The sequence below is a fragment of the Paracoccus alkenifer genome (assembly GCF_900108405.1).
In the GTDB taxonomy this organism is placed as follows: Bacteria; Pseudomonadota; Alphaproteobacteria; order Rhodobacterales; family Rhodobacteraceae; genus Paracoccus; species Paracoccus alkenifer.
Genome location: NZ_FNXG01000003.1, coordinates 231,483 through 255,364, shown reverse-complemented (window position 1 = coordinate 255,364; position 23,882 = coordinate 231,483). Strand labels below are relative to the sequence as shown.

At 68.5% G+C, this 23,882-nt stretch carries 24 protein-coding genes; 11 read left to right on the top strand and 13 right to left on the bottom strand.

Annotated elements, in window-relative coordinates; translation table 11 throughout:
- Positions 1-87: 87 nt before the first annotated feature.
- Complete coding sequence (locus BLW83_RS09580) at positions 88-1,146, bottom strand: aldo/keto reductase (RefSeq protein ID WP_090847985.1); 1,059 nt, start codon at positions 1,144-1,146, stop codon at positions 88-90.
- Positions 1,147-1,211: 65 nt separating this feature from the next.
- Positions 1,212-1,997: a quinoprotein dehydrogenase-associated SoxYZ-like carrier gene (locus BLW83_RS09575; protein WP_090847984.1), complete on the bottom strand. Its 786-nt coding sequence runs from the start codon at positions 1,995-1,997 to the stop codon at positions 1,212-1,214.
- 126 nt (positions 1,998-2,123) lie between these two features.
- On the opposite strand from BLW83_RS09575, the gene BLW83_RS09570 reads away from it, so the two are divergent.
- Genes BLW83_RS09570 through argC form a run of 3 tightly spaced genes read left to right on the top strand, consistent with a single transcriptional unit; the run spans position 2,124 to position 4,476 of the window.
- Complete coding sequence (locus BLW83_RS09570; RefSeq protein WP_090847983.1) at positions 2,124-3,176, top strand: quinoprotein relay system zinc metallohydrolase 2; 1,053 nt, start codon at positions 2,124-2,126, stop codon at positions 3,174-3,176.
- 4 nt (positions 3,177-3,180) lie between these two features.
- Positions 3,181-3,525 carry a DUF779 domain-containing protein gene (locus BLW83_RS09565; protein ID WP_245728756.1) on the top strand — a complete coding sequence of 115 codons (345 nt, stop codon included), beginning with the start codon at positions 3,181-3,183 and terminating at the stop codon, positions 3,523-3,525.
- Between the two features lie 45 nt (positions 3,526-3,570).
- Positions 3,571-4,476 carry an N-acetyl-gamma-glutamyl-phosphate reductase gene (gene argC, locus BLW83_RS09560; RefSeq protein ID WP_090847982.1) on the top strand — a complete coding sequence of 302 codons (906 nt, stop codon included), beginning with the start codon at positions 3,571-3,573 and terminating at the stop codon, positions 4,474-4,476.
- Positions 4,477-4,581: 105 nt separating this feature from the next.
- Here the strand turns inward: argC and BLW83_RS09555 are convergent, their stop codons facing one another.
- The 4 genes from BLW83_RS09555 to BLW83_RS09540 form a co-directional block, all read right to left on the bottom strand.
- Positions 4,582-4,740, bottom strand: coding sequence for a Trm112 family protein (locus BLW83_RS09555; RefSeq protein ID WP_090848170.1), 159 nt, complete (start codon positions 4,738-4,740; stop codon positions 4,582-4,584).
- 41 nt (positions 4,741-4,781) lie between these two features.
- On the bottom strand, positions 4,782-5,426 hold the full coding sequence (locus BLW83_RS09550; RefSeq protein WP_090847981.1) for an LON peptidase substrate-binding domain-containing protein: 645 nt from the start codon (positions 5,424-5,426) through the stop codon (positions 4,782-4,784).
- A gap of 28 nt (positions 5,427-5,454) precedes the next feature.
- A complete protein-coding gene (gene trxA / locus BLW83_RS09545) occupies positions 5,455-6,366 on the bottom strand; it encodes a thioredoxin (RefSeq protein ID WP_090847980.1) in 912 nt (303 codons plus the stop codon).
- A 94-nt stretch (positions 6,367-6,460) separates the two neighbouring features.
- A complete protein-coding gene (locus BLW83_RS09540; RefSeq protein WP_090848169.1) occupies positions 6,461-7,252 on the bottom strand; it encodes an exodeoxyribonuclease III in 792 nt (263 codons plus the stop codon).
- Positions 7,253-7,291: 39 nt separating this feature from the next.
- Between BLW83_RS09540 and BLW83_RS09535 the strand changes: the two genes are divergently transcribed.
- Positions 7,292-8,266 carry a glutathione S-transferase family protein gene (locus BLW83_RS09535; RefSeq protein WP_090847979.1) on the top strand — a complete coding sequence of 325 codons (975 nt, stop codon included), beginning with the start codon at positions 7,292-7,294 and terminating at the stop codon, positions 8,264-8,266.
- 221 nt (positions 8,267-8,487) lie between these two features.
- Positions 8,488-9,306, top strand: a complete 819-nt coding sequence (locus BLW83_RS09530) for an LEM-3-like GIY-YIG domain-containing protein (protein ID WP_090847978.1) — start codon at positions 8,488-8,490, stop codon at positions 9,304-9,306.
- Between the two features lie 125 nt (positions 9,307-9,431).
- On the opposite strand, the gene BLW83_RS09525 is transcribed toward BLW83_RS09530, so the two are convergent.
- Positions 9,432-10,118, bottom strand: a complete 687-nt coding sequence (locus BLW83_RS09525; RefSeq protein ID WP_090848168.1) for a response regulator transcription factor — start codon at positions 10,116-10,118, stop codon at positions 9,432-9,434.
- Positions 10,119-10,258: 140 nt separating this feature from the next.
- Here BLW83_RS09525 and ribA point away from each other — a divergent pair, with 140 nt between their 5' ends.
- The 3 genes from ribA (at position 10,259) to BLW83_RS09510 (ending at position 12,624) form a co-directional block, all read left to right on the top strand.
- Entirely contained in the window at positions 10,259-11,329 is a 1,071-nt protein-coding gene (ribA, locus tag BLW83_RS09520) for a GTP cyclohydrolase II (protein ID WP_090847977.1), read from the top strand.
- Positions 11,330-11,438: 109 nt separating this feature from the next.
- Positions 11,439-11,969 carry a L,D-transpeptidase family protein gene (locus BLW83_RS09515; RefSeq protein ID WP_090847976.1) on the top strand — a complete coding sequence of 177 codons (531 nt, stop codon included), beginning with the start codon at positions 11,439-11,441 and terminating at the stop codon, positions 11,967-11,969.
- A gap of 37 nt (positions 11,970-12,006) precedes the next feature.
- Entirely contained in the window at positions 12,007-12,624 is a 618-nt protein-coding gene (locus BLW83_RS09510; protein ID WP_090847975.1) for a rhomboid family intramembrane serine protease, read from the top strand.
- Positions 12,625-12,667: 43 nt separating this feature from the next.
- Here BLW83_RS09510 and BLW83_RS09505 read toward each other — a convergent pair whose 3' ends face one another.
- The 4 genes from BLW83_RS09505 to BLW83_RS09490 form a co-directional block, all read right to left on the bottom strand.
- Positions 12,668-13,366, bottom strand: coding sequence for a DUF2268 domain-containing putative Zn-dependent protease (locus tag BLW83_RS09505; protein WP_090847974.1), 699 nt, complete (start codon positions 13,364-13,366; stop codon positions 12,668-12,670).
- A 29-nt stretch (positions 13,367-13,395) separates the two neighbouring features.
- Positions 13,396-16,032: a DNA translocase FtsK gene (locus tag BLW83_RS09500; protein WP_090847973.1), complete on the bottom strand. Its 2,637-nt coding sequence runs from the start codon at positions 16,030-16,032 to the stop codon at positions 13,396-13,398.
- Positions 16,033-16,039: 7 nt separating this feature from the next.
- Positions 16,040-17,221 carry an aminotransferase class I/II-fold pyridoxal phosphate-dependent enzyme gene (locus BLW83_RS09495; protein ID WP_090847972.1) on the bottom strand — a complete coding sequence of 394 codons (1,182 nt, stop codon included), beginning with the start codon at positions 17,219-17,221 and terminating at the stop codon, positions 16,040-16,042.
- A 180-nt stretch (positions 17,222-17,401) separates the two neighbouring features.
- The gene (locus BLW83_RS09490) at positions 17,402-18,730 is read right to left on the bottom strand and encodes an amidase (protein WP_090847971.1); all 1,329 of its coding nucleotides are present in this window, start codon (positions 18,728-18,730) and stop codon (positions 17,402-17,404) included.
- 112 nt (positions 18,731-18,842) lie between these two features.
- On the opposite strand from BLW83_RS09490, the gene BLW83_RS09485 reads away from it, so the two are divergent.
- Both BLW83_RS09485 and BLW83_RS09480 read left to right on the top strand, forming a co-directional pair.
- Positions 18,843-20,066: a UbiH/UbiF/VisC/COQ6 family ubiquinone biosynthesis hydroxylase gene (locus BLW83_RS09485; RefSeq protein WP_090847970.1), complete on the top strand. Its 1,224-nt coding sequence runs from the start codon at positions 18,843-18,845 to the stop codon at positions 20,064-20,066.
- A gap of 104 nt (positions 20,067-20,170) precedes the next feature.
- On the top strand, positions 20,171-20,767 hold the full coding sequence (locus BLW83_RS09480) for a LolA family protein (protein WP_090848167.1): 597 nt from the start codon (positions 20,171-20,173) through the stop codon (positions 20,765-20,767).
- A 139-nt stretch (positions 20,768-20,906) separates the two neighbouring features.
- Here BLW83_RS09480 and BLW83_RS09475 read toward each other — a convergent pair whose 3' ends face one another.
- A complete protein-coding gene (locus tag BLW83_RS09475) occupies positions 20,907-21,494 on the bottom strand; it encodes a transglycosylase SLT domain-containing protein (protein ID WP_090847969.1) in 588 nt (195 codons plus the stop codon).
- A gap of 192 nt (positions 21,495-21,686) precedes the next feature.
- Between BLW83_RS09475 and BLW83_RS09470 the strand changes: the two genes are divergently transcribed.
- Entirely contained in the window at positions 21,687-22,868 is a 1,182-nt protein-coding gene (locus BLW83_RS09470; RefSeq protein WP_090847968.1) for an acetyl-CoA C-acyltransferase family protein, read from the top strand.
- A gap of 363 nt (positions 22,869-23,231) precedes the next feature.
- Here BLW83_RS09470 and BLW83_RS09465 read toward each other — a convergent pair whose 3' ends face one another.
- Positions 23,232-23,831: a queuosine precursor transporter gene (locus tag BLW83_RS09465; RefSeq protein WP_425433947.1), complete on the bottom strand. Its 600-nt coding sequence runs from the start codon at positions 23,829-23,831 to the stop codon at positions 23,232-23,234.
- Positions 23,832-23,882: the final 51 nt, after the last annotated feature.

The window sequence follows — 23,882 nt, the reverse complement described above, 5'->3', positions numbered from 1 at the left end:
CTTCCTCGCTGAAAACAGTCCACTGGACTGTTTTCCGGGCGCTCGAAAGCCCGGCGGATATTTCCGGCAAGATGAAAGCTGCGCCCGCTAGTAGGGCAGGGGGTGCGCGCGGTGGAAGCTGTCGATGGCGGCCAGCGCCCCATCGTCCAGCCGCAGGTCGAGGCCGGAAAGCAGGTGGTCGAGCTGCGCCAGCCGGGTCGCGCCGATGATCGGCACCGCGGGAAAGGGCCGCTGCCGGACAAAGGCGATGGCGGCGTGGATCGGGTCCAGCCCCAGCCCGCGCGCCATGTCCCCCCATGCGTCGGCGGCGTCCATGCCCCGCGCGGTGCGCCGCCCGCCCAGCATCCCGTCGCCGCCGCGGCTGCGCTCGCCACCCGCGCGGCTGTCCGCGGGCACCTCGCCGCCCGAATATTTCCCGGTCAGCAGCCCGGCGGCCAGCGGCGAATAGGCCAGCAGGGTGATGTCCTCTTTCTGGCCCAGCTCGGCCATGTCGGTGTCGTAAAGCCGGCAGAGCGGCCCGTATTCGTTCTGCACCGACACCACCCGCGGCCCGCCGGTGCGTTCAGCCGCCGCCAGCCAGGACATCGTGCCCCAGGCCGATTCGTTCGACAGCCCAAAGGCGCGCACCTTGCCCGCGGCCACGATGTCGCGCAGCGCCGTCAGGATGCCGTCCATGTGGTCCTGCACCTCGGCCTTGCTGGTCTTGCGCGGGTCGTAGGTCCAGTTCTGGCGGAACGCGTAGCTGCCGCGGGCGGGCCAGTGCAGCTGGTAAAGCTCGACCCGGTCGGTGCGCAGCCGGCGCAGCGAATCGTCCACCGCCTGCGCGATGGTGTCAGGGGTAAAGCCGCGCCCGTCGCGGGTGTGGCCACCGTTGGGGCCGCTGGCCTTGGTGGCGATCTGCACATCTTCGCGCCGGCCGCGGCTGGCAATCCAGGCGCCGATGATGTCCTCGGTCCGGCCGTGGGTTTCGGCGGTGGCGGGGTTGACCGGATACATCTCGGCCGTGTCCCACAGGGTGATCCCGGCGGCCAGGGCGCGGTCCATCTGGGCCAGCGCCTCGGGTTCCGGGGTGTCGCGGCCAAAGGTCATCGTGCCAAGGCAGACGCCGCTGACGGTCAGCGGGCCGAGCTTGCGGGGGTCGAGCATGGTTGCGTCCTGTCTGTTGCGGCTGCAACCTGTCAGCCGCGACGCAAGGACGCAACCATGTGGCCCTAGCCTCCGGCGCCGGGGAATGTCGCCTGAAAGACCCGGCCCTCGGTATCCTCGGCCCGAGCGGTGATCGCGGCCCCGTTGGGGCGGTAGCCCAGCCGGAACACCGGGTTTTCGGAAATCGAGATCCCGCCCTCCATCGTCATCAGGGGCTCGCCGCCCTGTTCCAGCACCACGGTCTGCACGAACTCGGCCGGGATGTTCAGCAGCGTCACCTGATCGCGCTGCAACCCTGAAAAATTCGGGTGCCGGATCATCAGCGTGCCCATGGCGCGCCCGTCCGCAGGTTCGCTGCGAAACCGCATCTCTCCGATCCCGGCATGGGGGTCCGCGCCCCCGCCCGCCGGCGCCGCGCAGCCGCCCGACGCCTTGACAAAGCGCCCGGCCATGACCTGCCGCCCATCCTCAAGCGTGGCGATGGCGCGGAGGTCGGAATAGGCGTCGACGCGCACGCGCAGCTCGAAATCCAGCGGCGCGGTGGCGGGGCCAAAGCTGAACTCTCCGGCCACGGGGGCGGGGTTCTGGTCCACCACCAGCGCCAGTTTCACGATGCGCGGCGCGTCCGGCGGCTGGGTGATGCGGACGGGCACCAGCGCCGGGTTGTCGGCGCGGGGCGGGGCGTCCAGCAGCAGGATCGCGGGGTCGAGCGGCGGTTCCGTATCGGTCCCGATCACGGCGGAACGCATGTCGTCCCACGCGGGCGAGGGTTGCAGGGGGTTGTCGGCCAGCGCAGGCGTGGCCAGGGCCAGCAGGGCAAGGGCATTGCGCAAGAGGGGCAGGGCGGACATGGCGACCTCTGGGCGGTAACTGCACCGATGGTGGCTGCCGCCGCCTGCCCGCGCGACCCCGACGAAAGTCGCAAGCGGTGGACAAGGGGCGCGGCGGCGCGGCGGGCCGGCATAGACTGCGCCCCCATGTATGCGCTGATCCTGAACGCCTGCCTTGCCGCCGCGCCCGACAACTGCGCGCCGCGGCTGCTGCCCGCCGGGGCTGCGCCGGATGCCGCGGCGTGCGAGGCAGCGGCAGGGGCGCTGGCGGCGGACTGGCTGGCCGCCCATCCGGCGCTGACCGGGCAGGGCTGGCGCTGCGCCCCCCTGTCTCAGGCGCCCTCGCTGGAACTGGCCGAGGTTGCGCCCGGCGTTCATGTCCACCGCGGCGCGGATGCCGCCCTGTCCCCCGAAAACCGCGGCTGGATCGCCAATCTGGGCGTGGTCGTCGGGCAGGACCGGGTGGCGGTGATCGACCCCGGCGGCTCTCGTGAACAGGGCGAGGCGCTGTTTGCCGCCATCGCCCAGCTGACCGACCTGCCCATCGGCCCGGTGATCCTGACCCACCCGCACCCCGACCACATCGCCGGGGCCGAGGTCTTTGCCGAGGCGGGGGCCGAAATCATCGCCGACGCCCGCTTGCCCGATGCGCTGGCCGCGCGCGCCGCGACCTGGGCCGAATCGATCCCGGCGCAGATCGGGGCGGGGCCTTGGGCGGGAACGGTGCTGATCCAGCCCGACCGCACCATCGCGGCGCCCGAGGTGGTTGAGCTTGGCGGCCGCAGCCTGACCCTGACCCCGGCGCCGCGCGCCCATAGCGACGCCGACCTGACCGTGCGCGACGGTGCCACGGGCGCGCTGTTCACCGGGGATCTGGTGTTTCGCGGGCTGACCCCGGTGGTGGATGGCTCGCTAAAGGGCTGGTTGGGCTGGCTTGCGGCCCCGCCAGATGGCGCGCCGGTGATCCCCGGCCACGGAGAGGTCGCTTCGTCGTTTCCCGATGCCGCGGCGGCGCAGTCGGATTATCTTTCCGCCCTGCGCGATGCGGTGCGGGCGGCGCTGGATGCGGGGCTGGGGCTGTCCGACACGGTGCCCGCGGTGCTGGAAAAGATGCAGCCGCTGGCCGATAACTGGCAGGACTTTACCGCCACCACCGCCCGCAACGCCGCCACCGCATATGCCGAGATGGAATGGGACTGAGCAGATGGAAAAGCCCCGCATGAACCGCATCACCGCCACCAAGGCCGCGCAGGAACTGCTGGCCGAGATCGAGGCCCAGCACGGGCCGGTGCTGTTCCACCTGTCGGGCGGCTGCTGCGACGGCAGCGCGCCGATGGTCTATCCGGCGGGCGAATTCCGCATCGGTTCGCACGACGTGCAGCTGGGCCGGATCGGCGACGCGCCCTTCTGGACCGGCGGCGCGCAGGCCGCCGCATGGGCCGATAACGACCTGATCGTGGACGCGGTGCCGGGGCGGGGGGCGGCCTTCAGCCTCGACAATGTGCTGGACCGGCATTTCGTGCTGCGCCCGCCCACTTGCACCCGCTGACCCGACAGGCCACATCGCAGGCGACAGCACGCGAAAGGGGACGACATGGCGCATAAGGTGTTCATCGACGGCGAGGCCGGCACCACGGGGCTTCAGATCCGCGACCGCCTGGCGCCGCGCGCCGATATCGAACTGGTGCAGCTCGACCCCGCCCGGCGCAAGGATCCGCTGGCGCGCCACGATGCGCTGGCCGAGGCCGACATCGCCATCCTCTGCCTGCCCGACGCCGCTGCGCGCGAGGCGGTCGAACTGGCCGAGGGCCTGCCGGTGCGCTTCATCGACGCCTCGACCGCGCACCGGGTGGCGCCGGGCTGGGTGTTCGGCTTTCCCGAACTGACCGCGGAAGCGCGCGACACCATCGCCAATGCCGCCCGCGTGTCGAACCCCGGCTGCTATTCCACCGGCGCCATCGCGCTGGCGGCGCCGCTGGTGGCGGCAGGGCTGGTCGCGCCGGACGAGATCGCCTCGATCAACGCGGTGTCGGGCTATACCGGCGGCGGCAAGGAACTGATCGCCGAGATGGAATCCCCCGGCGCACCCGCGCATTTCACCTATGCGCTGGCACAGGGCCACAAGCACCTGCCGGAAATCATCCGCCACGCCGGGCTGAGCCGGCGGCCGGTGTTCGCACCCTCGGTCGGGCAGTTCGCGCAAGGGATGACGGTGCAGATCCCGCTGCACCTGAACGGCCGCCGTATCGCGGACCTGCACGACGCGCTGGCCGCACATTACGCGGGCGCGCGCTTTGTGCGGGTGGTCGAGCCGGCAGCGCGTGTCGTGCCCACCGCGCTGAACGACACCAACGAACTGCACCTGTCCGTGCACGGCAGCGATGAAAACGGCTGCGCGGTGCTGGTCGCGGTGCTGGACAACCTGGGCAAGGGCGCGTCCGGCGCGGCGGTGCAGAACCTCAACCTGATGATCGGCGCGGCCGAGGACGCGGGGCTGTAACGCCCGGCGCTTCTTCATCATGTAAATATCCTCGGGGGGAATCGCCGCAGGCGATGGGGGGCGGAAAGCCCCCTTGCCGCGCCGCCGCCCACACCGACGTTGCCGTCAGTCCGCCTTGATCTGCCTCGCCTCGCCCACCAGCATGATCGGGATGCCGTCGCGGATCGGGAATGCCAGCCCAGCGGCGCGCGACACCAGCTCCTGCCGTGCCGCGTCGTAATGCAGGGTGGTGTGGGTCACCGGGCAGACCAGCGCTTCCAGCATGTGGCGGTCAAAGCCGGGGGCGCCGGCGGTCGGGTCGGGGGTCAATGCAGCGTCTCCTCGTCCTCGTCATCGCCGCCGTGCAGCGCGTATTCCAGCAGCCCGTCCAGCATCGCGCGCCTTGCGGCAAGGTCCGGTGCCTCAAGCAGCGCCTGTTTTTCCTCGACCCCCAGCGGCAGCAGCATCGACAGGCTGTTGACCAGCAATTCGTCGTCGGCTTCCTCGGCGGCGTTCCAGTCGGTGGACAGGCCGCGTTCCTCCATATAGCGGCCCAGCCGCGCGATGAAGGCGGGGCGGTCAAAGCCCGGATCGGCAGGGACCGAGGACAGCCGGTCGCCGCGCCAGTCCGTCCAGTCCACCTGACCGCGCAGATAGGGGGTGAAGCCCTCGATCGGCTCGACCAGCCGGAACCGCGACACCGCCCGCAGCGACACCATGAAGCGGCCGTCGTCGGTTTCGGAAAACATGGTCAGCCGTCCGGCAGTGCCGACCGCGGCCAGCCCGTCGCCCACGGGCTGGATCATCCCGATCAGCCGGTGCCCCGATTTCAGCACATCCTCGACCAGTTGCAGATAGCGCGGCTCGAAAATATGCAGCGGCAGCCGGGTGCGCGGCAGCAGCACCGCGCCGGGCAGCGGGAACAGCGGGATGGTGTCGGGCAGCGGCCCCGCGCCCAGCACGGCGCTCATGTCGCGGGGCCTTTCGACATGGAGCCTGTCACGCGAAGATCAGCGACGACAGCCGCCGCCGCCCCTTTTGCGCCAGCGGGTCGGTGGGTTTCAGCGCGTCAAAGATGGTGAACAGCTGCGCCTTGGCGGCGCCGTCGTTCCAGTCGCGGTCGCGGCGGAAACATTCCAGCAGCTGCTCGATCGCCTCGTCCACCCGCCCGGCGGCGTGCAGTGCCCCGGCATAGTCGAAACGCGCCTGTTGGTCGGCGGGATCGGCGTTCACCCGTGATTCAAGCTCGGCCAAGGGGCCGGCCGTCGCCGCCTGATGCGCCAGCGCCAGCTGCGCACGCGCCGCCTCGACCGGGGCGGTGCCGGATATAGCGGCAGGAACCTGCGCCAGCGTCTCTTCGGCAGAGGCGGCATCGCCCATCGCCAGCCGGGCGCGGATCAGCCCGCCCCAGGCGTCGGCGTTTTCGGGTTCCTCGCCCAGGATGGCGGCAAAGGTCTCGGCCGCGTCAGAGGCCGCGCCTTCGGCCAGCATCGCCTCGGCCGCCTCCAGCGCGGCGCCAAGCCCGCCGTCATCGCCGCCCAAGGCCACCAGCTTGTCGACGAACTGCTTGATCTGGCTGGGCGGAACCGCGCCCTGAAACGCATCGACCGGCTGGCCCTGAAAGAACGCAAACACCGTCGGGATCGACTGCACCCGCAGCTGCCCGGCGATCATCTGGTTTTCGTCCACATTGACCTTGGCCATGCGCACGCGGCCCTTGTGGCGGGCGACCTCGGCCTCAAGCTGCGGGCCCAGAGTCTTGCAGGGGCCGCACCACGGCGCCCAGAAATCCACGATCACTGGAACCTGCATCGAGGCGTCGATCACCTCGGCCATAAAGTCCGCTTCGGACACGTCCTTGATGAAATCGGCGGTGTTCGGCGGCGCCTCGCCCGAGCCTTGCAGCAGCATCTCGTCCTGATCCCCGGAATGTTACCTTGCTTGGCCCGCTATATGGGCGTTGCGGGGGCGGACGGAAAGAGGGGGCGGGAAAACGCCGCGATGCCTATGGCGCCAGATCGAAGCTTGCGAATACAGGCACATGGTCCGAGGGCTGTTCCCAGCCCCGCACCGGGCGCAGCACCCGGCTGCCGTGGCCCGCGGCCGCGATGTCGGCGGTGGCCCAGATGTGATCCAGCCGCCGCCCGCGGTCCGAGGCGTTCCAGTCGCGGTTGCGATAGCTCCACCAGGAATAAAGCTGGCCCTCGGGGATGTCCTGCCGGGTGATGTCCACCCAGTTGCCGGCCTCTTGCGTCTCGGCCAGCTGGGCGACCTCGATGGGGGTGTGGCTGACGACCTTGAGCAGCGCCTTGTGCGACCAGACGTCATCCTCGCGCGGGGCGATATTCAGGTCGCCCACCAGGATCGAGCGTTCCGGCCGGTCGGCGTGAAAAGCGTCGCGCATGTCGGTCAGGAAATCCAGCTTCTGACCGAATTTCTCGTTCACCTCGCGGTCGGGGATGTCGCCGCCGGCGGGCACATAGATATTGTGGATGGTGACGCCGTTTTCCAGCCGCGCCGCGACGTGGCGGGCGTGGCCAAGCGCCGCGTAATCGCGGTCGCCTGCGTCGGTGATCGGCAGCCGCGACAGGATCGCCACGCCGTTGTAGCCGCGCTGGCCGCGCGCGACCATCCAGCGATAGCCAAGGTCGTGGAACACATCGACCGGGATGTTTTCGACCGGCGACTTGCATTCCTGCAAGCACAGGATGTCCGGCGCCTCCTCCCCCAGCAGGCGGGCGACAAGGCCGGCCCGCAGACGGACCGAGTTGATGTTCCAGGTGGCAATGGTGAACATGGCGCCCATTTAACCCGCCAAGCGACGAAGGGAAAGCCGATGAACCAGCTGGTGGACGGAGCCTGGGTAAAAGGCAGCGTCGGCGCCGCCGCAGGCGAGGGCGAATTTCGCCGCCAGGACGCGGGTTTCCGCAACTGGATCACCCCGGACGGCAGCCCCGGCCCCTCGGGGCGGGGCGGGTTTCAGGCGGAAACCGGGCGCTATCATCTTTACGTCTCATACGCCTGCCCGTGGGCGCACCGGACGCTGATCTCTCGCGAACTCAAGGGGTTGAGGGACCACATCGGGGTCTCGGCCGTGCATCCGGTCATGGACGACGAGGGCTGGAGCTTTGCCACCGATTTCGACGGCGCCACCGGCGATCCGCTGTTCGGCGCGGACCGCCTGCGCGAGATCTATCTGCGCGCTGCGCCCCGGATGACCGGCAAGGTCACGGTGCCGGTGCTGTGGGACAAGGCGCGGGGCACCATCGTTTCAAACGAATCAAGCGAGATCATCCGCATGTTCGACAGCGCCTTTGACGGGCTGACCGGCAGCGCCGTGCATTTCTGGCCCAATGAACTGCGCGACCGGATCGAGGCGGTGAACAGCCGCGTCTATCCGAATTTCAACAACGGGGTGTATCGCGCCGGCTTTGCCTCGACCCAGGCTGCCTATGACGAGGCGGTGGGTCCGGTTTTCGACACCATGGCGTGGCTGGACGGGCTGCTGTCGCAAAGCCGCTACCTGACCGGCGACCGGCTGACCGAGGCCGACTGGCGCCTGTTCACCAGCGCCGTGCGCTTTGACACGGTCTATCACACGCATTTCAAGTGCAACCGGCAGTGGCTGCGCGATTACCCGAACCTGTGGGGCTGGACGCGCGAGCTTTACCAGATGCCGGGCGTTGCCCCCACAGTGCGGCAGGACCACATCACCCACCATTATTACCGCAGCCACCCCGACCTGAACCCCTACGGGCTGATCCCGATCAACCCGGTGATCGACTGGAACCAGCCGCACGGGCGGGGCTGAAACCAGAAACCCCGGCGCAATCTGCCGGGGTTCCCGAAAGAGGGAGAGAGAGTGTGGCCGCATCCCCGAACCACTGGGCTTCGGCAGGATAAACGCCTGTCTTGGGCATGGGTTCCCTCGAAAGCTGGGAAATCCTGCGGGTTTTATTGAATGGGCGCTTGTGATTGTTTTTGGGTTTGCGTAATTGGCAGGATATGGTGAAACTAGGGGTAGAGGGTAAAATGGACGGAGTGAAGAGAAAATTGGACGCATTCCCGGCAGGCGTGGGTGAAAAGTTAAAGTTTTACGTCTATCGATTGATTGATCCGCGCAATGGTGAGACGTTCTATATTGGCAAGGGAAAAGGGAACCGACTATTCCAGCATGTAACTGCCCAGAGTGCCACCGATGTTGCCATAGAGGTGGGTGACGATGACGATGCAGAGGTTGTGCGGGAAGATAGTGAAAGCCTAAAGGTTGCACGGATAAATGACATCAGGCGCGCACATCTTGATGTTATACATATTGTCCATCGCCATGGGATTGAAACTGCTACTACAGCATACGAGGTCGAAGCTGCTCTTATCGATGCCTACGCGGGGCTGTCCAACATTTCGTCGGGTCATTACAGCAATGACCGCGGCCCGATGCACGCCCAGGAGATAGTAGACAAGTATGCGCTGCCGGAAGTTGTTTTCCGCGACGACAAACTGGTCATGATTAATATCAACTCTGCCGAACATAATTCGGAAAAAGAATTGCTGGACCGGACAAGATACGCGTGGCGTATTTCTGAGCATCGCGCGAGGCAGGCTGACTACGTGCTGGCAGTGATCCACGGTATTGTGCGGGGTGTGTTCGTGCCAACGAAGTGGATGCGCGCCACCCCTGAAAACTTCCCGCCGCCGCGTTTCTCGGAAACCAGTCCTTCTCGGTTGGGGTTCGAGGGGGAGATCGCGCCCAAAGACGTCTGGGATCACTATGTCGGTGCACGAGGCAAGCGCTTGCCGGATGAAATGCGTAACAGGAGTCAGAATCCGATACGATATTACAACTGTTAGTAGGTTTCTGGAAGCGGCACAGTCGTTATAGGCGATGAAAATTTAATGCTTTCAGCTTCTCTGGCAAGGCCGAGATATAAGTATAAAAAGCCCGGCGCTGGCCGGGCTTTTCCATTCTCGTTGTTTCACGCCACCAGGCGGTATCCGCCCGATTCCGTCACCAGCAGCCGCGCGTTCGAGGGTTCCGGCTCGATCTTCTGGCGCAGGCGGTAGATGTGGGTTTCCAGCGTGTGGGTGGTCACCCCGGCGTTGTAGCCCCAGACCTCGTGCAGCAGCACGTCGCGCGCCACCACGGCATCCTGCGCCCGATACAGGAACTTGAGGATGTTGGTTTCCTTTTCGGTCAGCCGGATCTTGCGGTCCTTCTGGTCGATCAGCATCTTCATCGAGGGCTTGAACGTATAGGGGCCAAGCTGGAAGATCGCGTCCTCGGACTGTTCATGGGTGCGCAGCTGCGCCCGCAGCCGCGCCAGCAGCACCGGAAACTTGAAGGGCTTGGTGATATAGTCGTTCGCCCCGGAATCGAGGCCGAGGATGGTATCGGCATCGGTGTCGTGCCCGGTCAGCATGACGATGGGGCATTTCACCCCTTGCTTGCGCAGCCGCTTGCACAGCTCGCGCCCGTCGGTGTCGGGCAGGCCCACGTCCAGCAGCACCAGGTCAAAGATCGCGCCCTTGGTCTTTTCGACGGCCTCGGCGCCGGTGGCGGCCTCGAACACGTCGAAATCCTCGGTCGCGACCAGCTGCTCGGCCAGGGCCTCGCGCAGGTCGTCCTCATCATCCACAAGCAGGATTTTTTTCAGTCCGGCCATCAGAGCCTCCATTCCCGGGGGTTCACATTGCGGTCAACATGGCGCCGGGGGCCGCAAGGTCCAGCGGGTTGCAATCTTTCTCACAGGCTGTTGTGAGGGGCGGGGGTTATGTTACGGATTGTTTCAGGAATTATGCCGATATGACCCTGCTGCCCAGCCTGCCCGAAACCATCAGCCGCGCGCGGACCGACCTGCGAATCGGCCTGCCGGTGGTGATCGACGGAAATCTGGCCGCCGCGGTCGAGACGCTTTCGCCCGAGCGGTTGGCGGGCTTGCGCGCGCTGGGCCGGCCGGTGCTGGTGCTGACCGCGCGCCGGGCGGGGACGCTGAAGGTGCCGGCCTATGACGGCGATCTGGCGCGGATCGAGCTGCCCGAGGGCGCGGATGTGGCCTGGCTGCGGGCGGTGGCCGACCCATCGGACGACCTGAGGGTGCCGCTGAAAGGCCCGCTGGCCGCACGGCGAGACGCGGAGGATGTCACGCCCCACCGCGCCGCCATCGCGCTGGCGAAATCGGCGCAGCTTTTGCCCGCGGTGCTGCTGGTCGAGGCCCCGGCGGGCGAGATCCCGCAGGGCCTGACCCGCCTGCCCGCCGCGCCGGTGATCGCGCAGCTGGCCGCGGAAACCGTGCTGTCCCCGGTTGCCGCCGCCCACCTGCCCATATCGGCGGCCGAGCGCACGCGGCTGCATATCCTGCGCCCGGCAGCCGGGGGCGCAGAACATTACGCCATCGAGATCGGCGACCCGCCCCGCGATCGCCCGGTGCTGGCGCGGCTGCATTCGGCCTGTTTCACCGGCGACGTGCTGGGCAGCCTGAAATGCGACTGCGGCCCGCAGCTGCACGCGGCGCTGAACGCGATGGGGGCCGAGGGCGGGGGGGTGCTGCTGTATCTCAACCAAGAGGGCCGCGGCATCGGGCTGGCCAACAAGATGCGTGCCTATGATCTGCAATCGCAGGGGTTCGACACGGTCGAGGCTAACCACCGGCTGGGGTTCGAGGATGATGAGCGTGACTTTCGCCTGGGCGCGGCGTTGCTGCGGCAGTTGGGATTCGGCGCGGTGCGGCTGATGACCAACAACCCCCGCAAGGTCGAGATGATGCAGTCCCACGGCATCGAGGTGGCCGAACGTGTGCCCCTGATCGTCGGCCGCAACCCGTGGAACGACGCCTATCTGGCGGTCAAGCGCGACAAGTCGGGCCATATGCTGTGAGCATAGGGTCGGCTTTGTCGCCGGAGCGGGGGCCAGCCCCCGTCACTTCGTGACTCCCCCGGGATATTTGGATGATGAAGAAATCCATCGGAGCGTCGGACGCGGCGGCATGGTGCTGACCCCGATGGGCCTGCGGTTTCGGGGGCGGCTGCTGCCCTGTGCGGTGGGGCGGGGCGGGATCGCGGCCGACAAGCGCGAAGGGGACGGGGCGACTCCGGTCGGGGTGCATCGGGTGGTGGGGCTGCTTTATCGTGCCGACCGGATGGCGCGGCCGGCGCCCTGGGCGCGGCCGATCCTGCCGGGCGACCTGTGGTGCGACGAATCCGGCCATCCGCTTTACAACCAGCCTGCCCGCGCGCCGCTTGCCGCCAGCCATGAGGCGCTGCGCCGCGCCGATCCGCTGTATGATCTGGTGTTGCTGACCGACTGGAACTGGCCCCACGCCCAGCCGGGGCGGGGTTCGGCGATCTTTCTGCACCAGTGGCGGCGCCCGCGCTATCCAACCGCCGGCTGCATCGCTTTTTCCCGCGCCGATTTGCTGTGGCTGGCCGCCCGCGCCCGGCCGGGCACGCGGCTGCTGGTGCCGGGCGCGCTGGCGGGGCGGCTGGAGCGGCGCGCGGCTGTGGCGCGGCGGGAATAGGTCTTTCCGCCGGCGCAGCCGCCCCTATGCTGGCACCATGACCGACCGCGCCCGCTACCGCCCCACCGTCCCGCCCGTGTTCCTTGCGGTGATCGTGCTGTGCATCGCTATCCAGCTGCTGTCCGAGGCCGCCCCGGCGCTGCGGGAATGGCTGCTGCTGCACGGCGCCCTGTGGCCGCAGCTGTTGCAGGGCGTGCAGCCCATGTTTCCCGGCCAGCAGGTGACCATGTTCCTGACCTACGGCTTTCTGCATGGCGGGCTGCTGCATCTGGGGATGAACATGCTGGCGCTGTATGTGCTGGCGCGGTCGCTGGCGGTGGCCATGCCCGGGGGCGCGATGGTCGCGCTTTACGCGCTGTCGCAGCTGGTGGCGGGGGCGGTGCAGCTGTGGCTGTCGGACAGCCAGCTGCCGGTGGTGGGCGCCTCGGGGGCGATCTTCGGGCTGGCGGGGGCGGAAATCGCCATCGCGGCGCGGCTGCTGCTGGCAAGGGGTGGCAGCCTGCGCCCGCTGGCCGGGCCGGTCGCGCAATTCATCCTGCTGAACGTGGCGCTGACGCTGGCGGTGCCGAACATCGCCTGGCAGGCGCATCTGGGCGGCGCGCTGGCCGGGGTGGCGATGGGCGCGCTTTACCCGCCGCGGCGCCGGCGGCGCTGACCCGGCGCCCGCCCTTCTTCATCACGGAAATATCCCGGGGGAGTCACGAAGTGACGGGGGCAGCGCCCCCTTGCGCCGGTGCATCGTCGCCCTTTGCCTCGGCGGGTTCCGCATCCGCCCCGCTCAGCCGGCGCATGGCGGGGCGCAGCGTCTCGGCGGGCACCGCGGCCAGCGCCAGCACGTCCGCGCCATCCGAGCGCGCCAGATGCTCGGCCACCAGCCGGTGCGCCAGCCCGTAGCCCGCCCATTTGCGGATATTGCCGCGGCCCTCGAACCACAGCGCGCGGTCGTAATCGAGCCAGGCCCATTCCGTCATCGCCCGCTTGGCCACGCCCGCGGTCAGGGGCGTTGCGTCCCACGGGTCGGGGCGCCCGCCCAGCACCGCCTGCACGAAATGCCCGGCCAGCCCCTCGCTGACCAGCGCCTCGCCCAGCGAGCGGCCATAGCCCGGCCGGTCGCCGCGCAGGATCAGGAACAGCGCCCGCACCATGCGCCGCACCACCAGCGCGGCGTCGAAGCGGGACGGGGTCAGCGCCAGTTCGACCACCCCCGGCGCGGGCGAATGCGCCAGCACGCCCCAGTCGGGGATGTTTTCGTCCGCCCACACCACCACGTCGAAATCGGGCAGCTCGGCGTGGCTGGAAACCAGCGCCACCGATTCAGCCACGGCGGCGCGGGTCTCTGGCATGACGCCGGTCAGCGCGTGGCGCGCGTTCAGGAAATGGACCTGCCAATAGGGCATTGCGACCTCGATCTTGCGACCCGCGGGGCTTACACCTCGGGGATCAGCACCTCGCGCTTGCCGACGTGGTTGGCGGGGCTGACGATGCCCTGATCCTCCATCTGCTCGACCAGCCGCGCGGCCTTGTTATAGCCGATCGCCAGCTTGCGCTGAATATAGGATGTCGAGCATTTGCGGTCCTTGGCCACGATCGCCACCGCCATGTCGTAAAGCTGGTCGTCGGAATTGTCGCTGCCGCCCAGCCCCAGCACCGCGTCGATGTCGGATGCCACGTCGTCGTCCGGCCCCTCGACCACGTTCGACATGTATTGCGGCGGGCCAAAGCTCTTCAGGTGGTTGACGACTTCTTCGACCTCCTCGTCGCTGACAAAGGGGCCGTGGACGCGGGTGATACGGGCGCCGCCGGCCATATACAGCATGTCGCCCATGCCCAGCAGCTGTTCGGCCCCCTGTTCGCCCAGAATGGTGCGCGAGTCGATTTTCGAGGTGACCTGAAAGCTGATGCGGGTGGGGAAGTTCGCCTTGATCGTGCCGGTGATCACATCGACCGAGGGGCGCTGCGTCGCCATCACGATATGGATCCCCGAGGCCCGCGCCATCTGCGCCAGCCGCTGGATGCAGGCCTCGATTTCCTTGCCGGCGACCATCATCAGGTCGGCCATCTCGTCCACGATCACGACGATATAGGGGAAGGATTCGGGCTGGAATTCCTCGGTTTCAAAGATCGGCTCGCCGGTGTCCTCGTCAAAGCCGGTCTGCATGGTGCGGCGGAACAGCTCGCCCTTGTCCAGCGCCTCGCGCACGCGGCCGTTATAGCCCTCGATGTTGCGCACGCCCATCTTGGACATCTTGCGGTAGCGGTCCTCCATTTCCGAGACCACCCATTTCAGCGCCACCACGGCCTTTTTCGGGTCGGTCACCACCGGGGACAGCAGATGCGGGATGCCGTCATAAACCGACAGCTCCAGCATCTTGGGGTCGATCATGATCAGGCGGCATTCCTCGGGGGTCAGCTTGTAAAGCAGGCTCAGGATCATGGTGTTGATCGCCACCGATTTCCCCGAACCCGTGGTCCCGGCGATCAGCAGATGCGGCATCTTGGCAAGGTTCGCCACCACCGGCTCGCCCCCGATGTCCTTGCCCAGGGCCAGCGGCAGCGGCATCGAGGTATCGCCAAAGGCGCGGCTTGACAGGATTTCGCGCAGCACCACCTTTTCGCGGCGCTGGTTGGGCAGCTCGATCCCGATCACGGTGCGGCCCGGCACGGTCGAGACCCGCGCCGACAGCGCCGACATGGATCGCGCGATGTCGTCGGACAGGCCGATGACGCGGCTGGCCTTGAGCCCCGGCGCCGGTTCCAGCTCATACAGCGTGACCACCGGGCCGGGGTGGACGGCGGTGATCTGGCCCTTGACGCCGTAATCGTCCAGCACCGATTCCAGCAGCCTTGCGTTTTCGGCCAGCGCCTCGGGGGACAGGGCGTGGCGTTCCACCGTGCCCGCCGAGGCCAGCAGCGCCAGCGGCGGGCGTTCATAGCCGGTGGCGGCGGCGTCAAAGGCCAGGCTGGGCTGCGCCTCGGCCACGGCTTGACGCGAGGGCGCGGGCTTGCGCGCGGGCGGAATCATCACCCGGCTGGTGTCGGTGGGCGGCGCCGGCGGCACGGTCTGCGCGCGCCCGGTCAGCCGCGCGGTGACCGCCGACAGGACCGAGCGGGTATCGGATTCGTCGTCTGCCTCGGCGTCGGCCTCGGTGCGGTGGCGGATCGCATCAGAGATGCGGGCGCTGACCGCGCCGGCGTCGGGGGCAAGCGCGTCGTCGTCATAATGGCGGTCAGGCTCGACCAACTCGGACGGAAAGCTTTCGGCTGCATCCGGCACCGCGGCGCCGCGGCGCAGGCGCGAGAACAGCCCGCCGGGCAGCTCTGTTTCCTCGGGCGGGGTGGCGGTGCGGCTGTTGCGGGCGTCGGCGCGGCGGCGCAATTCGCCGGCCGCGGCCGAGGATGCGGCGACCGAGGCCAGCACCCCGCGCCGCAGCGCCCAGACCAGCATCCCGCGCGCGGTTTCCAGCCCGTTGGCCAGAAAACGCCCGATCGCGGTCACCTCGCGCCGGTCAAAGCCCAGCACGAAGCCCCCCAGCGCCACCGCGCCGACCGCGGTCAGCAGCGCGAGGAGCTTAAGCCCCACCGCCGGGCTGAACGGCATCAGCCCCAGCATGGCGCCCATCAGCATGTCGCCCAGATGCCCGCCCAGCCCGTAGCTTTGCGTCCAGCCCTGCGGCGGCACCATCGAGGTCGCGTGCGCGGACACCAGCACCATCGCAATGGGGGTGAACACGCCGCGCATCAGCCGGTCCTCGCCCCGGTGCAGCATCAGCCGCAGGCCCCAGACCACGGCGGCGACCGCCAGCCCCCAGCTGCCCAGCCCCAGGATCATGTTCAGCGCCGAGGCGACATAGGCGCCGACCCGGCCCAGATAATTCTGCGCCGGCTGGTCGGTGGCCGTGCCGATGCCGGGGTCGTCGGGGGTGTAGGACAGCAGCATCATCGCGACCAGCACGCCGGCCACGATCAGCCCGGCGCCGATCAGTTCCTTGACGCGGCGTTCCAGCGCCGCCTGGGTGGTCTGGTCGAACAGCGGATCGCGTTGCTTGGCCTGCCAGCTTGCCATGGGTCGGCTACCCCTCTTGATACAGCGTGTCGCGGATGCGGGTCAGCGCATCCTCGGTTTCCGCGGCCGGGCCGACCAGCGCCACGCGCACATAGCCCGCGCCCGGATTGCCCGCGCCGGTGTCGCGCGACAGATAGGCGCCGGGCAGCACCTGCACGCCGGCGCGGGTCCACAGCGTGCGGGCCGCCGCCTCGCCATCCTCGACCGGCAGCCACAGAAAGAACCCGCCCTGCGGCGGCACATAGCCCGGCACATTGCCCAGCACCCGGTCGGCAATGGCGTATTTTTCCTGATACAGCGCGCGGTTGGCGGCGACGTGGTCCTCGTCCGCCCAGGCGGCCTCGGTCACGCGCTGGTGGGGCAGGGGGACCGGCGCGCCGGCATAGCTGCGCAGGGTGCGCATCCGGGCGATATGCTCGCGCGCGCCCGCCGCAAAGCCCGACCGCAGCCCCGGCAGGTTCGAGCGCTTGGACAGCGAATTGAACATCACCACCCGATGCCCCAGCCCCAGCGCGCGCGCCACGACCAGCGCGCCGGGCGGAGGTTCGTCGCGCCAGATTTCCGAATAGCATTCGTCGGCAAAGATCAGGAAATCGTGACGCTCGGCCAGCAGCACCAACTGTTCCAGATAGTCGTGCCCGGCGACGGCGCCCTGCGGGTTCGCGGGCGAGCACAGATAGCAGATCGCGGCGGAATCCAGCACCTCGGCCGGCAGTGACGCGAAATCGGGCAGATGGCCGGTCTCGGCGGTGGCGTTGACGAACACCGGCTCGGCCCCCACGGCGGCGGCGGCGACGGCATAGACCTGATAGAACGGGTTCGGCACCAGGATCCGCGGCGCCGCGCCGTTCTTGCGTTCGGGGCACAGCGCAAGGGCGGCGTTGAACAGCCCCTCGCGCGTGCCGTTCAGCAGGGTGATTTCCTCGGGGGCGGCAATCAGCCCGTGGCGGCGTTCAAGCCAGCCCGAGATCGCGGCCAGCGCCTGCGGCGTGCCCTCGTTCGGGGGGTATTTGCCAAGCTGGTCCATGGTGGCGGCGATGATGGGGGCTGCGAAATCGGGGATGCCATGGCGCGGCTCTCCGATCGTCATGATGACGGGATCGGGGCCGGAGGGCAGGTCGGACAACAGCTTCCGCAGCCGCGGAAACGCGTAATCCGGCAGGTTCGAGAACCGCTCGGGGGGTGTCATGGCGCCTCACATTCGGGGTCGTGCCGCCCCGTTTGCGCCCACAGTATCGGCAAAGCGCCGATGCGTCCAGATAAAGGCGAATCGGTGGCCGGGTGCCCAGATCGGCGCGGCTGTGCGTGGCGGCGTGGGTGCAGTGGGTATTTGGGCCAGAAAGAAGCTGCTTTGCGGGTTCCCCGGCGGTCAGTCCCGCAGGGCGGTTTCCGCGGCGGCGGCGGTGCGCAGCAGCGCCAGGTCGCCCCCGGCCGCGCCCATCAGCATGATCCCGCAGGCGGGCTGCGCGGTCGGCAGGCTGATCGCGGGCAGGCCCAGCAGGTTCGCGATGCGGGTATTGCGCAGCGACAGCAGGTTTTCCGAGGCAAAGAACGCCGCGTCGGTTTCCAGCCGCGTGATTTCCGGCGGCAGGATCGGCGCGGTGGGCAGGATCACCGCATCGAACCCCGCCACCGCAGCCGCAAATTCGCGGCGCAGCTGGTCGAGCCGGTCCCAAGCGGCGACGTAATCGGCGGCCGAGATGTCGCGCCCGCCGCGGAACCGGTCGAGGATGGGGGGATACATCAGCTCGGGCGCGGCCTCGATCTGGTCGCGCCACAGGGCGTATGCCTCGGGGGCGAAAAGCAGGGGCGAGAGTGTGGCGGCTTGTTCCACGCAGCTGAGCGTGGCGTGGGTGATGCTGGCGCCGGCGGCCGCGAGCTGCGCCACCGCGGCCTCGAACGCGGCGACGGGTTCCTTGCGCGCCTGCTCGAACGGCAGCCCGTCCAGCACCATCAGCCGCAGGCGCGCGGGGGCGGCGCCGCGCAGGTCGGGGGCCGTGGTGCCGCGGATCAGGGCGAAGATTTCGGCGCAGTCCTCGGTGCTGCGGGCGATGGGGCCGGCCACGTCGAAGCGGCGGCAGAGCGGCAAGATTCCCGCCATGTCGACCGCGCCGGGGGTGGGCTTGAACCCGACCAGCCCGTTCCATGCCGCGGGCAGGCGGACCGAGCCGCCGGTGTCGGTGCCGATCGCCGCTGCCGCCAGCCCCAGCGCCACCGCCACCGCCGAGCCGCCCGACGAGCCGCCCCCCACCAGCGCCGCGTCATAGGCGTTGGGCACGGTGGCGACCGGCGGGTTCAGCCCCAGCCCGGAAAACGCCAGTTCCGTCATGTGGGTCTTGCCCAGGCAGACCGCGCCCTGCGCCGTCGCCGCCGACAGGATGCCGGCGTCATGCAGCGGGATGCGGCCCTTGAGCAGCGCGGATCCGGCCTCGGTCCCGACATGGGCGCTGTCGATGTTGTCCTTCCACGCGAGCGCCACCCCGTCCAGCAGCCCCCGGCGCAGCCCGGCGCGGGCGCGATCATGGGCGGCGACGGATTCGACGCGGGCGCGGTCGGGGGTCAGGCGGGCGTAGATGCGCGGCGCCAGCGGCGCGCGGGCGGCGGCCTCCAGATAGCCCTCGGTCAGGTCCACCGGGCTGACCAGCCCGGCCATGATCGCGCGCCCCTGTTCCGTCGCCGGTGCCTTGAGCCAGTCCATCCGCTGCCTTTCGGGTTGTCCGCGGGCAGGCTAGCCCCGTGGTTTCGTCGCGGCAATGGGGTGGATGTGGCGGATGGACCAGCGCCGGGGGCCGCGCTAGGGTGCGGGCAACATGGCAGTGGATCACGATATCATCATCGCGGGCGGCGGGCTGAACGGCCCGGCGCTGGCGTTGGCGCTGGCGCAGGCGGGGCTGTCGGTGGCGGTGATCGACGCCCGCCCCCTGCGCGACCGCGCGCAGGAAGGTTTCGACGGGCGCGCCTATGCGCTGGCGCTGGTGTCGCGGCGGCTGCTGTCGGCGCTGGCTCTGTGGCGCGGACTGGAACCTCATGCGCAGCCGATCAACCGCGTCGAGACCGCGCAGGGCCAGCCGGGCGAGGGCGCGGGGCCGTTCCACCTGATCTTTGATTCCGCCGAGATCGAGGAAGGCCCGGTTGGCCACATGCTCGAGGATCGCTTTCTTTACGCGGCGCTGGTTGACGCCATGGTGGGGCGGGTCACGCATCTGCCGGGGCGGCAGGTGGTGGGGCAGGCAGTGACGCCCGGCGGGGTCGAGGTCGCGCTGGACGACGGGCGCAAGCTTTCGGCGCGGCTGCTGGTGGGCGCGGACGGGCGCGGCTCGGGCGTGGCGGCGCGGGCGGGGATCACCCGGCGCGGCTGGGGTTACGGGCAGACCGCGCTGGTCTGCGCGCTGGACCACGAGCTGCCGCATCAAGGCATCGCCTGGCAGTATTTCATGCCCACCGGGCCGCTGGCGATCCTGCCGCTGCCGGGCAACCGCTCGTCCATCGTCTGGTCGGAAACCGACGCCAATGCCCGCACCATCGCGGCACTGCCGGATGCGGATTTCCTGTCGGTGCTGCGCCCCCGATTCGGCGATTTCCTGGGCGAGGTCACGCTGGCCGGGCCGCGGTTTTCCTATCCGCTGAGCCTCAGCCTGGCCGATGCCTATGTCGCCCCGCGCATCGCGCTGGTGGGGGATGCCGCGCATGGGGTGCATCCCGTTGCCGGGCAGGGGCTGAACCTTGGCCTGCGCGATGTCGCCGCCCTGGCCGAGGTGGTGGTCGAGGCCGCCCGCCGTGGCGAGGATATCGGCGCCCCCGACGTGCTGGAGCGTTACCAGCGCTGGCGCCGGTTCGACGCCACCGCGATGGGGCTGGGGATGGACCGGGTGAACGCGCTGTTTTCCAACGACATCCCGCTGCTGCGGGGGGCGCGGGGCCTGGGCATGGGGCTGGTCACGGCGGTCCCGGCGCTGCGGCGCGGCTTTATGCGGCAGGCGGCGGGGCTGGCGCTGGACCCGATGCCAAAGCTGCTGACCGGGCGCCCGCTATAGCGGATCGCGGCACACGGAACCCTCAACCAAGCGCGAGCGTTTCTGGCGCAGCCGTCCCGGTTTCGTGACGTGCAACCCGTTGGAACGGCGGTATGATCCAGACCATGAACCTTCGCTCTCTCGCTCTTGCGCCCGTCATCGTCCTTGGTCTTGCGCTGCCCGCGCTGGCCGAGAAAATTTCGCTCAACGAGATTTCGCGTTATCTCAACAGCCTGAAAACCGTGGCGGGGGATTTCACGCAGGTGAACCCGGATGGCTCGGTCGTGCCGGGCAAGGTGTATATCCACCGCCCCGGCCGCGTGCGCTTTGAATATCGCGGGGACAACACGCTGGTGCTGGCGTCAAGCGGCACCGTCGCCATCTTCGACCGCAAGTCGAACGGCGGCGCCCAGCAATACCCGCTGGCCAAGACGCCGCTGTCAATCATCCTCGCCGACAATGTGAACCTGGGCCGCAGCGGCATGGTGACGCAGCACGCGGAAAGCAAGAACACCACGGTGGTGACGGCACAGGATCCGCAGCACCCCGAATACGGCAATATCCAGATGGTGTTCACCGCCAACCCGACCGAGCTGCGGCAATGGGTGGTCACCGACGACACCGGCAAGCGCACCACGGTGATCCTGGGCGACATGCAGAAGGGCGTGAACATCCCCTCGTCGAGCTTTTCGATCACGCAAGAGGTGAACCGGCGCCGCTGACAGTCCGGCCCCGCTGCTTCTTTCTGGCGAAAATACCCCGGGGCTTCCGAGCGCCCGGAAAACGGTCCGATGGACCGTTTTCAGCGAGGAAGGCCGCGGCAGCGGCGGGGGCTGGCCCCCGCCTCTGCCCGCGCCGCGCCTATGCCCGCCCGCAGGACCGCAGCTGCGCCTGATACATCTGCGAGCGCCGCTGGACATCGCCCGAGACCCGCAGCAGCCATGATTTGTTCAGGTGGCTGCCACGGGAAAACCCGCCGCGGCCCTCGTGATAGGCCAGATACTGGTTCGCCGCGTCGCTTTTCGCGATTCCCAGCCGCCGGGTGGTGCCGTCCATGTACCAGCCCATGAAATCGGTGGCGTCGCGGATGTCGTCGCGACGTGCGCGGCGCTTGCCGGTGGCGCGCAGATATTCCTCCCATGTGCCGTCCAGCGCCTGCGAATAGCCAAAGGCCGAGCTTTGCCGGCCGATCGGGATGATCCCCAGCGCGAACTGATGCGGAGTCCGCGCGTTCCCGATGAATTTCGATTCCTGATGGATCGTCGCCATCTGCACCGCGATCGGAATGCCCCAGCGCCGTTCGGCGTCGCGCATCGCCCGCAGATAGGCCGGGCGTTCGGCCGTGATCGCGCAGGCGTTGTCCAGATTGCGCGGCGCCTTGTAATTGCCGCCCCCGCCACCGCAGGACGCAACCAGCATCACGATGGCGAGCTTGAGATAGTTGTTCATGCCTCTGCCCCGGTTCTCTTGTTTTTCCGCTACTCTACGGTTTCCGGGGCCAAGGTGAAATCGCCTTTGCGTCATGTGTGCCCGCATGGGGCCGGCAAGGCCGTTTTTGTCGCATCGCAGCAACGGCTCTTGTCACGCCGCCAAGGCGCTCGTTAATGTCGCGGTGACATTCTGTGTTTGGGGAATTGGATAATGGCAACGAACGACGTGGTGATCCTGGCGGGCGCACGCACCGCCATCGGCGGCTTCGGCGGCAGTCTGGCCAGCGTGCCGCCCATCGACCTGGCGGCGACAGTGACGAAAGCGGCGATGGAACGGGCGGGCGTGTCGCCCGACCAGATCGGCACCGTGGTTTTCGGCCATGTTATCAACACCGAGCCGCGCGACATGTATCTGGGCCGCGTGGCGATGCTGAATGCGGGTATCCCCGACACCGCCACGGCGATGAACGTGAACCGGCTGTGCGGCTCGGGCGCGCAGGCGATCGTGTCGGCGGTGCAGATGCTGATGCTGGGCGATGCGGAATTCGCCATCGGCGGCGGCGCCGAATCGATGAGCCGCGCGCCCTATGCGGTTCCCGCGCTGCGTCACGGCGCGCGCATGGGCGACACGCAGGCGCTGGACATGATGGTCGGCGCGCTGACCTGTCCGATGGGCACGGGCCACATGGGCATCACCGCCGAAAACGTCGCCTCGGAAAGCAGCATCACGCGTGAGGATCAGGACGCTTTCGCGGTTGAAAGCCAGGAACGCGCCGCCCGCGCCATCGCCGAGGGCCGCTTCAAGGACCAGATCGTCCCGGTCGAGATCAAGACCCGCAAGGGCGTGGTGACCTTTGACACCGACGAACACCCCAAGGCCACCACCCTGGAAAAGCTGGCCGGGCTGCGCCCCGCCTTTCAAAAGGACGGCAGCGTGACCGCCGGCAACGCCTCGGGGATCAACGACGGCGCGGGGGCTGTCGTGCTGGCCACCGCCGCCGCGGCCGAGGCTGCGGGGCTGAAGCCGCGCTTCCGCGTGCTGGGCTATGCGCTGGGCGGGGTGGCGCCGCGGGTGATGGGCTATGGCCCGATCCCGGCGGTCCGCGCGCTGTGCGAAAACACCGGCCTGTCGGTCGGCGATTTCGACGTCATCGAATCGAACGAGGCCTTTGCCGCGCAGGCGCTGGCTGTCAGCAAGGAACTGGGGCTTGACCCCGCCAAGGTGAACCCGAACGGCGGCGCCATCGCACTGGGCCACCCGGTCGGCGCCACCGGCGCCATCCTGACCGTCAAGGCGATGTATGAGCTGGACCGCATCGGCGGGAAAAAGGCCCTGATCACCATGTGCATCGGCGGCGGCCAGGGCATCGCGCTGGCGATCGAAAAGATCTGACGCACCGGCTGAGGTGCTGAACCTGACCCTGGCTGCGGCGACGCGGCCGGGGTTTTTCATGCCGGCACCGCAACGCCGGCGCTGAAACGGCTGGGGCAGGCACAGCTGGGGCAGGCACAGGGAGGGCAGAAACTCGAACGGGCCGCCCCCTGGGGACGGCCCGCGAGATCAGGAAGATGGTCCGGTTAGGGATGGAAAGATCCGTCCCAGACAGGGTTCGGCACCCTTGGGGCTGCCCTCAGGCGCTGACCCCCCTGACTGTCCCGGTTCCGTTCTCCAACATCACTCTCGACACTGGACCACCTCCTTTCAATGTTGCTCGTAGGGCGAGCCTGCCACAGGCCTGCCACAAGTCAATCGGTTTCAGGCCGGTGGTAACAAGATTTTGCGGACGATCAGGCGGAATGGCACAAGAGCCAGCAGCGCCAGTGCCAGCTTGACCCCCCAATCCGCCACCGCGAGCGAGGCCCACAGCGGCGCCGACGGCCCCGCGCCCAGCAGGGCCACGGCCTCGTTCGACCAACCGGTATTGGCGTCGGCAGGCAGGAACGCGGCAAAGGCGATGGTAAAGAACAGCACCGTATCCAGCACCGACCCGGCCAGCGAGGACAGGAACGGCGCCTGCCACCACTCGCGCCGCCGCAGCCAATCGAAAACCTGAACGTCCAGCAGCTGCGCCAGCAGGAATGCCGTCCCCGAGGCCACCGCGATCCGCAGCGTCGTCGCCCCCAGCGCGGCCGCCGTCAGCGAACACAGCACCCCCACGACAAACCCCGCGATCACCACCCGGCGCGCGGCCCCCGGCCCCTGCACCCGGTTGGTGATGTCGGTGATCAGAAACGCGAACGGATAGGTCAGCGCCCCCCAGGTCAGCCACTCGCCCAGCAAAAACTGCACGAGGATATTCGAGGCCAGCACAGTGGCGGCCATCGCCAGAACGGCGGGGACAAGCGGGTGCATGATTTTTTCCGTTTTACAAGGTGGCGGAACAACTCGGCCCCGCAGTGCGGGACG